The sequence below is a fragment of the Ramlibacter sp. Leaf400 genome (assembly GCF_001424545.1).
Taxonomy (GTDB): domain Bacteria; phylum Pseudomonadota; class Gammaproteobacteria; order Burkholderiales; family Burkholderiaceae_C; genus Ramlibacter.
Genome location: NZ_LMQL01000014.1, coordinates 36,298 through 49,449, shown reverse-complemented (window position 1 = coordinate 49,449; position 13,152 = coordinate 36,298). Strand labels below are relative to the sequence as shown.

Below are 13,152 nucleotides of genomic sequence, written 5' to 3'. Positions count from 1 at the left end.
AGGGGCTAGGGAAGGCATGGCCCGGACCGGCTGTTCCCCTAGTCCCTAGCCCCCAGCCCCTAGCCCCTCGAGAAGCAGTCCGCTTTGCGGACTACTTCTCCACCACGAACTTCCCGTCCGCCACCTTCAGCATCACGCCCGTCTCGTTCGTGTAGCCCCAGTGGTCGTCCTTGGTCCAGTTCATCACGCCGTGCGCGAACACGGTGCGGCCCATGGACTCGAAGGTCTCGCGCAGCGCGGAGCGGAACTCGGGCGTGCCGGGCTTGGCCTTCTTCAGCGCGATCGGCACGGCCTTGTTCAGGGCGATGGCGGCGTCGTAGCTGTGGCCGGCGAACTGGTTGGGCGCGCCGAAATTCTTCTCGTAGGTGGTGAAGAAGTCGATCGCCGCCTTCTTGGAGGGGTGGCTGTCGGGCAGCTGCTGGCCGACCACGGCCGGGCCGGACACCACGTAGGTGCCCTCGACGGCCTTGCCGCCGATGCGCATCAGGTCGCCGGTGGCCGCCGCGTGCGTCTGGTAGACCTTGCCCTTGTAGCCCCGCTCGGCCAGGGCCATCTGCGGCATCGCGGCGCCGGAGCCGGAGGCCACCACCAGGATGGCGTCGGGATTGCCCGAGACCAGCTTGAGCGCCTGCGGCGTGACGCTGGTGTCGGTGCGGGCGAAGCGCTCGGCGGCGACCACCTTCATGCCGGCCTTCTCGGCCAGCGGGGTGAGGGCCTTGAGCCAGAGTTCGCCGTAGGCGTCGGTGTAGCCGAGGAAGCCGATCGTCTTGATGTTCTGCTTCTTCATGTGCTCCACCATCGCGTGGGCCATGACGTCGTTGCCTTGCGGCAGGCGGAACAGCCAGGGGCTGTCGCCGCCCACGGGCGAGGCGGCCAGCTGCACGGTCTTGGCTTCCGTCGCCACCGGCGTCATGGCGCCCGCCACGGGCGTGAGGCACGAGCCGATGATCAGGTCCACCTTGTCCTCGGTGACGAAACGGCGCGCGTTGCTCACGCCTTTGCCGGGATCGGAGGCGTCGTCCAGGATGATCAGGTTGACCTTCTCGCCCCCGATCTCCTTGGGGAACAGCTTGAACTGGTTCTGCATCGGGATGCCCAGGCCGGAGCCGGGACCGGTGAGCGACAGGCTCACGCCGATGTTGATGTCGGCCACCGCCGCGCCGGCGGCCAGCAGGGTCACGGCAGCGGTGACCAGCGTGCGTGCGAATTTCATCTTGGTTTGTCTCCTGGTGAAAAAAAAAGAAGGCCCGGCCGCTCAGCGCGGCGCCATGCGCAAGGCGCCGTCGAGGCGGATCACCTCGCCGTTGAGGTGCGAGTTGGTGACGATATGGCAGGCCAGCTGCGCGAACTCTTCGGGTTTGCCCAGCCTGGAGGGGAAGGGGATGGAGGCGGCCAGCGACTGCTGCACCGGCTCGGGCAGCTGGCGCATCAGCGGCGTGGAGAACAGGCCCGGCGCGATGGTGCACACGCGGATGCCGTGCTGGGCCAGGTCGCGCGCCATCGGCAGCGTCATGCCGGCCAGGCCCGCTTTCGAAGCGCTGTAGGCCTGCTGCCCCACCTGGCCGTCGAAGGCCGCCACCGAAGCGGTGAACAGCATCACGCCGCGCTCGCCGTCGTCCAGCGGCGCAAGCTTCGCGCACGCGGCGGCGAACAGGCGGCTGACGTTGTAGGTGCCGACCAGGTTCACGCTGATCACCCGCGCGAAGTCTTCCAGCGGGGCCGCGTTGCCGTCCTTCTGCACCACGCGCTTGGCGGTGCCGATGCCGGCGATGTTCATGCAGATGCGCGCCGGCCCGTGGGCCTGCGCGGCTTGGGCCAGCGCGTCCTGCACGCTGTCGGTGTCGGTGATGTCGCACTGGCAGGCGACGCCGCCGATGTCGGCGGCGACCTTGCGGGCCAGGTCGAGGTTGACGTCCAGCACGGCGACCCTGGCGCCCAGGCGCGCGAGCTCGCGCGCGGTGGCCTCGCCGAGGCCGGAGGCGCCGCCGGTGACGACGGCGGCATGGCCCTGGATGTTCATCGCTTCGCTCCTTGCGGCTTGAGGGTGAAGGGCAGGCCGTCGTCGTGGAAGGCCTGCACCAGGGCGTCGCGGTGCTTGAGCACGGCGCGCTGGTTGATCGAGCCCTTGTCGGTGACCTCGCCCTTGTCGATGGAAGGCGGCTCGTGCATCAGGTGCAGGCGGGCGACGCGGTTGGCGCTGCCGGTGGCTTGCGCGGCCAGCTCGTCGATCACCTTCTGGAAGTGGGCCTGCACCGCAGGGCTCTCCAGTACGGTCTTCATCGGCGCTCCGTCCGGCAGGCCGGCCAGCTTGCGCACGGCGGCGGTGGGGATCACCAGCGCGCCCACCTCCTGGCGGTTCAGGCCGGTGATCACCGCGTCCTGCACGTAGGGCGCGCCGGCCGCGATGATCTTCGCGCGCAGCGGGCCGACGCTGACGAAGGTGCCGGTGGCCAGCTTGAAGTCCTCGGCGATGCGGCCGTCGAAGCGCAGGCCCAGGTGGGGGTCGGCCTCGTCGATCCACTGCACGGCGTCGCCGGTGCGGAAGAACCCCTCCTCGTCGAAGGCCTCGGCCGTGGCCTCGGGCGAGCGCCAGTAGCCCGGCGTGACGTTGGGGCCCTTGTAGCGGACCTCGACCTTGCCCTCGCTGGGCACCAGCTTGAGCTCCATGCCCGCGCAGGGCAGGCCTAGGTGGCCGGACTTGACCTGCGGGTTGGTGATGAAGACGGCGAAGGGCGACGACTCGGTCATGCCCAGGCCGGTGCCCATCACGATGCGTTCGCCGACCTCGGACTCCTGCACCTCGTGCAGCAGGTCCCAGACGGGCTGGGCCAGCGCCGCGCCGGAGAAGAAGAACATGCGCACGCGCGACAGCAGGTTGCGGCGCAGGACCGGATCGGCCTTCATCGCGTGCGCCAGCGCCTCGAAGCCGGTGGGCACGTTGAAGTAGAGGGTGGGCGCCACCTCGCGCAGGTTGCGCAGCGTCTCGCCCATCAGCGCGGGCGTGGGCTTGCCGTCGTCGATGTAGAGCGAGCCGCCGTTGTAGAGCACCAGGCCGACGTTGTGGTTGCCGCCGAAGGTGTGGTTCCAGGGCAGCCAGTCGACCAGCACCGGCGGCTCCTCGGCCAGCACCGGCATGGACTGGCGCATCTGCTGCTGGTTGGCGCACCACATCGCGTGGGTGTTGATCACCGCCTTGGGCAGCTTGGTCGAGCCCGAGGTGAACAGGAACTTGGTGATGGTCTGCGGCGTGGTGGCCTGCATGGCCGCGTCCACGGCCGGCGTCGGCTGCGTGTCCAGCAGCTGCGACCAGCGCGTGACCGTGCGGCCGGGCACGTCGCCCTGCGCGAGCACGAGCTCGGTGCCTGGCCTGACCGTGGCCGCGATCGCCTTCGCGTAGCGCGAGCCTTCGGTGGCGAACACCAGCCCGGGCGTGAGCGTGTCCAGAACGTGGCGCAGCTTGTCGTAGTCCTGGCTCACGGTGGAGTAGGCCGGCGAGACCGGGCAGAAGGGCACGCCCGCGTAGAGGCAGCCCAGCGCCAGCAGCGCGTGCGCGAGGCTGTTCTCGCTGAGGATGGCCACGGGCCGCTCGGGCGAGAGGCCGCGGTCGAGCAGGGCCTGGCCGATGCTGCGTGCGGCGTCCAGCGCCTGGCCGTAGGTGATCCGCTGCCAGTCGCCGGTGCTGCCGTCGGCGCGGCGTTCTCGCCGGGCCATGAACAGGCGGCCGGGATCGGTGGTGGCCCAGTGCACGAGCTTGTCGGTCATGCGCGCGGCGCAGGGCTGCAGGTCGAGCTCGGCGCGCACGTACTGCACGCCGTCGCCGGTGCGGCGCAGCCGGGCGCGCGTGACGCCGAAAGCCAGGGGGCGGTAGCGGGGCAGGGCGGCCATGTCCATGCGCCCGCTCAGCCCTTGCTCACCTTGCTGGCGCGGCCTTCGAGGAAGGCGCGCACGCGCTCCTTGGCCTCGGGCGCGCTCTGCGCGATGGCGGACATCAGCGCCTCGGTCAGGTAGCCCTGGTCGGCCGGCTGCTCGGCGATGCGCGGCAGCGCGTGCATCAGCGCGTAGTTGGTCAGCGGCGCGTTCTGGGCGATGCGCTCGGCCAGCTCGAGCGCCTTGGTGAAGGCCTGGCCCTGCGGCACCAGGTACTGGGCGAAACCGGCGCGCTCGCCGTCCTGCGCGTTGTAGACGCGGCCGGTGAACATCATGTCGGCCATGCGCGCCGCGCCGATCAGCCGCGGGATGCGCACCGAGCCGCCGCCGCCGACGAAGATGCCGCGCGAGCCCTCGGGCAGGGCGTAGAAGGTGGTGTCGTCGGCCACGCGCACGTGGCAGGCCGCCGCCAGCTCGAGCCCGCCGCCGACCACCGCGCCGTGCAGCGCGGCCACGACGGGCACGGGGCCGAACTGGACTTGCTCCAGCGCGGCGTGCCACATGCGCGAGTGGTGCATGCCGGCGCCGGCGTCGCGCTCCTTGAGCTCGGACAAGTCGAGCCCGGCACAGAAGTGGTCGCCGGTGCCGTCGAGCACGGCGGCGCGGATGCCTTCGGGCAGCGACTCGAAGGCATTGCGGATGGCCAGGATGAGGCCGTCGTTGAGGGCGTTGCGCTTGGCGCCACGGTTGAGGCGCACCACGGCGACTGCGCCGCGGTGCTCGATCTGGAGGTCGGGGGAGGTCATGATGCGTTCCGGAGTGGGCTGATTATTGGTTATGAGCCATAATCAAAACAAGCCCTTCACGACGGGGTAAACCCTGATTCGGAGACCGACATGGACCACGCCAACCTCATCGCCATCGACGTGCACACGCACGCCGAGGTCAGCTGCTGGAACCCCTTCGACAACTACGGCGAGGAGTACGACCGCGCGGCCGACAAGTACTTCCGCAGCAACCGCCGCCCCACCATCCCCGAGACCATCGCCTACTACCGCGAACGCAAGATCGGACTGGTGATGTTCACCGTGGACAGCGAGTCCAAGCTGGGTCGCCGCCGCATCCCGAACGAGGAGATCGCGCAGGCCGCACGCGAGAACAGCGACATGATGGTGTGCTTCGCCAGCATCGATCCGCACAAGGGCAAGATGGGAGCGCGCGAAGCCGAGCGCCTGATCAGGGAAGAAGGCGTCAAGGGCTTCAAGTTCCACCCGACGGTGCAGGGCTACCACCCGTACGACCGCATGGCCTGGCCGATCTACGAGGTGATCAACGCGCACAAGATGCCGACGATCTTCCACACCGGCCACAGCGGCATCGGCTCGGGCATGCGCTGCGGCGGCGGCCTGCGGCTGGAGTACAGCAACCCGATGCACCTGGACGACGTGGCGATCGACTTCCCCGACATGCAGATCGTCATGGCGCATCCCAGCTTCCCCTGGCAGGACGAGGCGCTGTCGGTGGCGACGCACAAGCCGAACGTGTGGATCGACCTCTCGGGCTGGAGCCCCAAGTACTTCCCCAAGCAGCTGGTGCAGTACGCCAACACGCTGCTGAAGGACCGCATCCTGTTCGGCAGCGACTACCCGCTGATCACGCCCGACCGCTGGATGAAGGACTTCGAGGATGCGGGCTTCAAGCCCGAGGTGATGCCGGGGATCCTCAAGGGCAACGCAGTGAGGCTGCTCGGCCTGGGCTGAGGACGCCAGTCGGCCCGTCCGGGCGGCGGACCCGCCGCGGGTAGGATGCAGCCGCCGGGCACGGGTGCGCCGTTCCCGGCCGAACACGATGCCCGGTCCCGTTCCCCCGCTGTACCTCGTCCCCGGCGACCCGCCGGGGGAACCGGGCGATCTCTCCTCCAGCCTCCACCAGGAGCTGGCCGAAGCCATCCAGGAGCGCAAGCGGGCCGAGCAGGCGCTGCGCGAAAGCGAGGAGCGCTTCCGAAGCGTGAGCCGGCTGTCGCTGGACTGGTTCTGGGAACAGGACGCCGACCTGCGCTTCACGGCCATCGCGGCGGAGGAGCGGGTGATCCATTTCGAGGGCCACGACGTCGTGGGCCTGCGCCGCTGGGAGCTGCCGGACGTCACGCCGCTGTCCACCAACTGGGAGGAGCACCGCCGGGCGCTCGACCAGCGCCTGCCGTTCTCCAACTTCACCTACGTGCGCCGGCTGGCCAGCGGCGCCCTGAGCTACGTCGCGGTCAGCGGTGAGCCGGTGTTCGACGAAGGCGGCGGCTTGCGCGGCTACCGCGGCACGGCCCGCGACATCACGCCGGCCGTGCTGGCCGACCAGCGCATCCAGTCGGCCCACACCATGCTGCGGATGGCGGCGCGGCTGGGCCGGCTGGGCGCGTGGACGCTGGACGCGAGGGTGCCGACGCTGACCTGGTCCGACGAGGTCTGTGCCCTCCACCAGGTCGAACCCGGCTTCGCGCCCACGCTGGAGCAGGCGGTCGCCTTCTACCTGCCCCACGAGCGTGACCGGGTGCGTCACGCGTTCGCCCACTGCCTGCACGAAGGCGCGCCCTTCGACATCGAGGCCGAGCTGCGCACGGCCCAGGGCCGCCCCGTGGCGGTGCGCCTGCTGGGCGAGGCGCAGTGGGATGCTCACGGCCGCGTGCGCCGCATCCAGGGCGCGATCCAGGACGTGTCGGCCAGCCGCCAGGCCGCCGAGCAGGTGCGCCTGCTGGCCGGGCAGCTGTCCACGACGCTGGAGAGCATCACGGATGCGTTCTTCACGCTGGACAGCCAGTGGTGCTTCACCTACCTCAACCCGCAGGCCGAGCGCATCCTGCGCCAGCCGCGCGCGCAGCTGCTCGGGCGCAACGTCTGGGAGGCCTTCCCCGACCTGGTGGGCACCCCGGCCCACGGCCACTACCTGCGGGCGATGCAGAACCAGGCCCCGGTGCAGTTCGAGGAGTACTACCCGCCGCTGGACCTGTGGGTGCACGTCAAGGCCTATCCCTCGCGCCAGGGGCTGGCCGTCTATGCCCGCGACATGACCGAGCGGGTGCGCTCGCAGAACGAGATCCTGCGGCTGAACGCGCAGCTGGAGGAGCGCGTGCGCCAGCGCACCGAGGCGTTGCAGGCCGCCAACCGCGACCTGGAATCGTTCTCGTACTCCATCGCGCACGACCTGCGGGCGCCGCTCAGCTCGATCGACGGCTTCAGCCAGGTGCTGGAGCAGAACGCGGGCCAGGCCATCGAGGGCCGCAACCTGCATTTCGTCAAGCGCATCCGCAACGCGGTGCGGCACATGGGCGAGCTCACCGAGGGCCTGCTGGCCCTGGCGCGGCTCTCGCGCACCGCCCTGCACCGCGAGCCGGTGGACCTGGCGGTGCTGGCGCGGGCCTCGCTCGACTTCTGCCGCAACCAGGAGCCCGGGCGCCGCTTCGACGTGGTGATGCCGCCAACCCTGCCGGCCGAGGGCGACCCGAGGCTGCTGTCGCAGGTGGTGGGCAACCTGGTGGCCAATGCCTGGAAGTTCACGGCGCGCACCAGCGCGGCGCGCATCGAGATCGGAACGGAGCGGGTGGACGGGGAAACGGTCTTTTTCGTTCGCGACAACGGTGCCGGCTTCGACATGGCCTACGCCGGAAAACTGTTCGAGGCGTTCCAGCGCCTGCACCCCGTGAGCGAGTTCGAGGGCACGGGCATAGGACTTGCAATCGTGCACCGGATCGTGGACCGGCACGGTGGCCGCATCTGGGCCGAAGCGCAGCCGGGGCAGGGTGCGTGCTTGCGCTTCACGCTGCCCGGGCAGCGCGTGCCGCCGCGCTGAAAACGAGGCGACACGCGGTCTTCAAGGTGCCGCAAAAACCTCGTGCGCGCAAGCGGCTTTACCAATGAAGCAAGCGCTGTTGCTCGCATGCACGACACGGTGCACAGAGCATTCCCCTAGAAACTTTTTCCACTCGATTTTTCTCTACGGTTCACCTACAGTGAAGTTCGTTGTTTGCCTACAGCTCCACGGTGCCTCATCAAGGGTTAGGCGCTAAAGTGGAAGCGGACATCAGCGGACGAACAGAGGCTGGAGCCGAGCGAAACCGAAGGAGTTCCCAATGGATGTGGTTCGCAATTTCCTGGCACGCTACGAGCAGACGCGCGAGGAAGAAATGACCCTCGAGGAGTACCTCGAGGCGTGCAAGAAGGACCCCCTGGTCTATGCCACCGCCGCCGAGCGCATGCTGGCCGCGATCGGCGAGCCGGAGATGATCGACACCCGCCACGATCCGCGCCTGTCGCGCATCTTCGGCAACAAGATGGTGCGCATCTACCCGGCCTTCAAGGACTTCTACGGCCTGGAGGAGCCCATCGAGCAGGTGGTCTCGCACTTCCGCCACGCCGCGCAGGGGCTGGAAGAGAAAAAGCAGATCCTCTACCTGCTGGGCCCGGTGGGCGGCGGCAAGTCCTCCATCGCCGAGCGCCTCAAGCAGCTGATGGAGCAGGTGCCGTTCTTTTCGATCAAGGGCTCGCCGGTGAACGAGTCGCCGCTGGGCCTGTTCAACAACGACGAGGACGCCCCCATCCTCGAGCAGCAGTTCAACATCCCGCGCCGCTACACGCAGCGCGTCATGTCGCCCTGGGCCGTCAAGCGGCTGGAGGAATACGGCGGGGACATCCGCAAGTTCCGCGTCGTCAAGCGCTTCCCCTCCATCCTCAAGCAGATCGGCATCGCCAAGACCGAGCCGGGCGACGAGAACAACCAGGACATCAGCTCCCTGGTCGGCAAGATCGACATCCGCAAGCTGGAAACGTATGCCCAGGACGACCCGGACGCCTACAGCTACTCCGGCGGCCTGTGCCTGGCCAACCAGGGCCTGCTGGAATTCGTGGAGATGTTCAAGGCGCCGATCAAGGTGCTGCACCCGCTGCTGACCGCCACGCAGGAAGGCAACTTCAAGGGCACGGAAGGCTTCGGCGCGATCCCGTTCGACGGCATCGTCATGGCCCACTCCAACGAGAGCGAGTGGAAGGCGTTCAAGAACAACAAGAACAACGAGGCCTTCCTCGACCGCATCTACATCGTCAAGGTGCCGTACTGCCTTCGCGTAACCGAGGAAGTGAAGATCTACGACAAGCTGATCCGCAACTCCTCGCTCAAGGACGCGGTGTGCGCCCCCGGAACGCTCAAGATGATGGCGCAGTTCTCGGTGCTCACGCGCCTGAAGGAGCCGGAGAACAGCAGCATCTTCTCCAAGATGCTGATCTACGACGGCGAGAACCTGAAGGACACCGATCCCAAGGCCAAGAGCTACCAGGAGTACCGCGACTACGCCGGAGTCGACGAGGGCATGACGGGCATCTCCACGCGCTTTGCGTTCAAGATCCTGTCCAAGGTCTTCAACTTCGACTCCACCGAGATCGCCGCCAACCCTGTGCACCTGATGTACGTGCTGGAGCAGCAGATCGAGCGCGAGCAGTTCCCGCCGGAGGTGGAGCAGAAGTACCTTTCGTACATCAAGGAGCACCTGTCGGCCCGCTACGCGGAGTTCATCGGCAAGGAGATCCAGACGGCCTACCTGGAGTCGTATTCCGAGTACGGCCAGAACATCTTCGACCGCTACGTGACGTATGCCGACTTCTGGATCCAGGACCAGGAGTTCCGCGACACCGACACCGGCGAGATCTTCGACCGCGCCGCGCTCAACGCGGAACTGGAGAAGATCGAGAAGCCCGCGGGCCTGTCCAATCCCAAGGACTTCCGCAACGAGATCGTCAACTTCGTGCTTCGCGCCCGCGCCAACAACGCCGGCAAGAACCCGGTGTGGACCAGCTACGAGAAGCTGCGCACGGTCATCGAGAAGAAGATGTTCTCCAACACCGAGGACCTGCTGCCGGTGATCAGCTTCAATGCCAAGGCCAGCGCCGACGAGCAGAAGAAGCACGAGGACTTCGTCAACCGCATGGTCGAGAAGGGCTATACGCACCGGCAGGTGCGGCTGCTGTGCGAGTGGTACCTGCGCGTTCGCAAGAGTTCGTGACCACCATGGTGTAGACCAGGAAAGCCGTAAAGCCCGTGGCCTCCAACACCCGAACGGAGCGCTCGGCGCTCCACCAAGTCATCGACCGGCGGCTGTCGGGCAAGAACAAGTCCATCGGCAACCGGGAGAGGTTCCTGCGGCGCTACCGCGAGCAGATCCGCGACGCGGTGCGCAAGGCGGTGGGCGACCGCAGCATCCACAACATCGAGGACGGCGCCGATATCAGCCTGCCCAAGCGCGACGTCTCCGAGCCGGTCTTCAACCACGGCCCCGGCGGCAGCCGCGAGATGGTGCACCCGGGCAACCAGGAGTACGTGCGCGGCGACCGCATCCAGCGGCCGCGCGGTGGCGCGGGCGGTGGCGGCGGCAGCGGCGCCTCGCAGGACGGCACCAGCGAGGACGACTTCACCTTCCGCATCACGCGGGAGGAGTTCATGAACTACTTCTTCGACGACCTGGCGCTGCCGCGGCTGATCCGCACGCAGCTGCTGGCCGACGCGCCGGAGTGGAAGTCGCGCCGCGCCGGGTTCATCTCGGAGGGCAATCCCACCAGCCTGCACGTGGTTCGCTCCATGCGCGTGGGCCTGGCCCGCCGCATCGCCATGGGCGGCGACGCCCGGCGCCAGCTGCGCCTGGCCGAGGAGCACCTCAAGGTCATCGAAGCCCGCCAGGACACGCCCAAGGCGGAGATCGCCTCGCTCAAGGCCGAGATCGAGGCGCTGCGCCAGCGCCTCAAGCGCGTGCCCTTCCTCGACCCTTTCGACCTGCGCTACCGCAACCGGGTGCGCGAGCCGCTGCCCACCAGCAAGGCCGTGATGTTCTGCCTGATGGATGTGTCCGGCTCCATGGACGAGGCGCGCAAGGACCTGGCCAAGCGCTTCTTCATCCTGCTGTACCTGTTCCTCACGCGGCACTACAAGCAGACCGACGTGATCTTCATCCGCCACCACACCCAGGCCGCCGAGGTGCCGGAGGACGAGTTCTTCCACGCCACCGAGTCCGGCGGCACCGTGGTGTCCAGCGCCCTGACGCTCATGCACGAGATCATCCGCGAGCGCTACATGGGCAGCGAGTGGAACATCTACGGCGCCCAGGCGTCGGACGGCGACAACTGGCAGCAGGACTCGTCCAAGTGCCGCGAGCTGCTGGACGGCAAGCTGCTGCCGCTGTGCCGCTACTTCGCCTACGTGCAGGTGGCCGACGAGGACCAGAACCTGTGGGAGGAGTACACGCGGGTGCGTGACTCCAACGTCAACTTCGCGATGCAGAAGATCGTGACGCCGGCGCAGATCTTCCCGGTGTTCCGCGACCTCTTCAAGAAGAACCCGGTGGGGACCACGACATGAGCGCAGTCATCGGCGAAACCCCCACGCGCGGCGCCAACCGGCTGCCCAACGCGTCGGACTGGACCTTCGAGCTGATCGAGGAGTACTTCGACGCGATCCGCCGCACCGCCGAAGGCTTCAAGCTGGACACCTACCCGGTGCAGCTGGAGCTGATCTCGGCCGAGCAGATGCTCGACGCGTACGCCTCGGTCGGCATGCCGGTCAACTACCGGCACTGGTCCTTCGGCAAGCAGTTCATCTCCAGCGAGAAGAACTACCGCCGCGGCCACATGGGCCTGGCCTACGAGATCGTCATCAACTCCGACCCCTGCATCGCCTACCTCATGGAGGAGAACACCCTCCCGATGCAGGCGCTGGTGATGGCGCACGCCTGCTTCGGCCACAACTCGTTCTTCAAGGGCAATTACCTCTTCCGCATGTGGACGGATGCCTCGTCCATCGTCGACTACCTGGTCTACGCCAAGAGCTACATCGCCGAGTGCGAGGAGCGGCACGGCCTGGAGGCGGTGGAGGAGGTGCTGGACGCCTGCCATGCGCTGATGAATTACGGCGTCGACCGCTACCGCCGGCCGCAGAAGATCAGCATGGTCGAGGAGGAGCAGCGCCGCAAGGAGCGTGAGGCCTACCTGCAGCAGCAGGTCAACGACATGTGGCGCACGCTGCCGCGAGTGCCCGGCAAGCAGCAGAAGAAGGAGCACCGGCGCTTTCCCGAGGAGCCGCAGGAGAACATCCTGTACTTCATCGAGAAGAACGCGCCTCTGCTGGAGCCCTGGCAGCGCGAGGTGGTGCGCATCGTGCGCAAGATCGCGCAGTACTTCTATCCGCAGCGTCAGACCCAGGTGATGAACGAGGGCTGGGCCACGTTCTGGCACTACACGCTGCTCAACACCATGTACGACCGGGGCCAGCTGGCCGACGGTTTCATGATCGAGTGCCTCTCGTCGCACACCAACGTGGTGTTCCAGCCGCCGGTGACCGACCCGCGCTATTCGGGCATCAACCCCTACGCGCTCGGCTTCGCCATGTTCACGGACTTGAAGCGCATCTGCATGGAGGCGACGCCGGAGGACAAGGAGTGGTTCCCCGACATCGCGGGCAACGGCGACTGGCTCAAGACCATCGACTACGCGATGCGGCACTTCAAGGACGAGAGCTTCGTCGGCCAGTACCTGTCGCCGCGCCTGATGCGCGAGTTCCGCCTGTTCTCCATCGTCGACGACGCCTCCCAGCGCGAGCTGGAGGTGTCCGCCATCCACGACGAACTGGGCTACCGCCGCGTGCGCGAGGCGCTGTCCAAGCAGTACGACCTGAACTGGCGCGAGCCCAACATCCAGGTCTGGAACGTCAACCTGCGCGGCGACCGCTCACTGACCCTGCGCCACACCCGCCACAACGACCGGCCGCTGGACAACACGGCCGAGGAAGTGGTCAAGCACGTGGCGCGCCTGTGGGGCTTCCGCGTGAGGCTGGAGAGCGTGGACAACCACGAGCGCGTGCTGCAGCACTGGGAAGTGACGCCCGCGCCGATGCACGGCTGAAAACCGCAGTCCTGATCCCCGCGCAGGCGGGATCCAGGACTAATGCATCCCTTACTTGATCTTGCCGAGCAGCGCCGTCGTCTCGTCCCGGTTGAACGCTTTCAGCGTCTGGAACTTCACGTTGCCCATCGAGGACAGCGCCAGGTTGAAGGCCGTCAGCGATGCATCGTCCTGGGCATCCAGCAGGATGACGATGTCGTATTCGCCCAGGGTCCAGTAGATGTCCTTCATCTGGACGCCGTACTTGGAGGCCATCTCCCTGGCCGCCTCGGCCCGCTTGACGGTGTCCTTCACGCCCTTGAGGCCCTGGTCGGTGAACTTGGCCAATGCGATGTAGGTGGACATGACGGCACTCCTG

General features: G+C 67.5%; 10 protein-coding genes. 5 read left to right on the top strand and 5 right to left on the bottom strand.

Features of this window, described 5'->3' with window-relative positions:
* Nucleotides 1-91: 91 nt before the first annotated feature.
* Genes ASG30_RS20320 through ASG30_RS20305 form a run of 4 tightly spaced genes read right to left on the bottom strand, consistent with a single transcriptional unit; the run spans nucleotide 92 to nucleotide 4,673 of the window.
* The gene (locus ASG30_RS20320; protein WP_055901327.1) at nucleotides 92-1,213 is read right to left on the bottom strand and encodes an ABC transporter substrate-binding protein; all 1,122 of its coding nucleotides are present in this window, start codon (nucleotides 1,211-1,213) and stop codon (nucleotides 92-94) included.
* 42 nt (nucleotides 1,214-1,255) lie between these two features.
* A complete protein-coding gene (locus ASG30_RS20315) occupies nucleotides 1,256-2,020 on the bottom strand; it encodes an SDR family NAD(P)-dependent oxidoreductase (protein ID WP_055901325.1) in 765 nt (254 codons plus the stop codon).
* On the bottom strand, nucleotides 2,017-3,885 hold the full coding sequence (locus tag ASG30_RS20310) for a feruloyl-CoA synthase (protein WP_055901755.1): 1,869 nt from the start codon (nucleotides 3,883-3,885) through the stop codon (nucleotides 2,017-2,019). The genes ASG30_RS20315 and ASG30_RS20310 overlap by 4 nt, the downstream gene beginning before the upstream one ends.
* Before the next feature lie 14 nt (nucleotides 3,886-3,899).
* Complete coding sequence (locus ASG30_RS20305) at nucleotides 3,900-4,673, bottom strand: crotonase/enoyl-CoA hydratase family protein (RefSeq protein ID WP_055901322.1); 774 nt, start codon at nucleotides 4,671-4,673, stop codon at nucleotides 3,900-3,902.
* A gap of 90 nt (nucleotides 4,674-4,763) precedes the next feature.
* Here ASG30_RS20305 and ASG30_RS20300 point away from each other — a divergent pair, with 90 nt between their 5' ends.
* The 5 genes from ASG30_RS20300 (at nucleotide 4,764) to ASG30_RS20280 (ending at nucleotide 12,794) form a co-directional block, all read left to right on the top strand.
* A complete protein-coding gene (locus tag ASG30_RS20300) occupies nucleotides 4,764-5,627 on the top strand; it encodes an amidohydrolase family protein (protein WP_055901319.1) in 864 nt (287 codons plus the stop codon).
* 88 nt (nucleotides 5,628-5,715) lie between these two features.
* Entirely contained in the window at nucleotides 5,716-7,707 is a 1,992-nt protein-coding gene (locus ASG30_RS20295; RefSeq protein WP_055901316.1) for a PAS domain-containing sensor histidine kinase, read from the top strand.
* A gap of 280 nt (nucleotides 7,708-7,987) precedes the next feature.
* Nucleotides 7,988-9,910 (top strand): PrkA family serine protein kinase, encoded by a 1,923-nt coding sequence (locus ASG30_RS20290; protein WP_055901313.1) that lies wholly within the window; start codon nucleotides 7,988-7,990, stop codon nucleotides 9,908-9,910.
* A 35-nt stretch (nucleotides 9,911-9,945) separates the two neighbouring features.
* Complete coding sequence (locus ASG30_RS20285) at nucleotides 9,946-11,256, top strand: YeaH/YhbH family protein (RefSeq protein ID WP_055901310.1); 1,311 nt, start codon at nucleotides 9,946-9,948, stop codon at nucleotides 11,254-11,256.
* Complete coding sequence (locus ASG30_RS20280; RefSeq protein WP_055901307.1) at nucleotides 11,253-12,794, top strand: SpoVR family protein; 1,542 nt, start codon at nucleotides 11,253-11,255, stop codon at nucleotides 12,792-12,794. The genes ASG30_RS20285 and ASG30_RS20280 overlap by 4 nt, the downstream gene beginning before the upstream one ends.
* Before the next feature lie 51 nt (nucleotides 12,795-12,845).
* On the opposite strand, the gene ASG30_RS20275 is transcribed toward ASG30_RS20280, so the two are convergent.
* A complete protein-coding gene (locus ASG30_RS20275) occupies nucleotides 12,846-13,139 on the bottom strand; it encodes a GYD domain-containing protein (RefSeq protein WP_055901304.1) in 294 nt (97 codons plus the stop codon).
* Nucleotides 13,140-13,152 lie beyond the last annotated feature (13 nt).